This is a genomic window from Campylobacter sp. P091 (assembly GCF_002138935.1).
In the GTDB taxonomy this organism is placed as follows: domain Bacteria; phylum Campylobacterota; class Campylobacteria; order Campylobacterales; family Campylobacteraceae; genus Campylobacter; species Campylobacter devanensis.
The window spans coordinates 1-342 of the sequence record NZ_MJKZ01000018.1; the positions used below are offsets into that span (position 1 = coordinate 1).

Sequence of the window (342 nt, forward strand, 5' to 3'; positions counted from 1 at the left end):
AATTCAAAGCTCTAACAAGTCCTGTAAAATTGTTTTAAATATTAAAACTTGATTGTGACTTTTAACAATGGTAATTTAAGTAACTTTAGACTAAAGTCTAATCAGAAAGTTTAATATAAACTCTCTGATTAGACTTTAATAAATATACTATCTTTATAATAGATTATGGTGGAGAATAGCGGGATCGAACCGCTGACCTCCTGCGTGCAAAGCAGGCGCTCTCCCAGCTGAGCTAATTCCCCTTTGTCAATCTCTCAAACCTAAACAAGTGTGATTGAGATATATTGAAGTGATAATTGTGAGATTATCACTTTGTACTCTAGAAAGGAGGTGATCCAACCG

General features: G+C 34.2%; 1 tRNA gene. It reads right to left on the reverse strand.

The features are described 5' to 3' along the window. Positions 1-166: 166 nt before the first annotated feature. Positions 167-242, reverse strand: a tRNA-Ala gene (locus CIGNP91_RS08515). Positions 243-342: the final 100 nt, after the last annotated feature.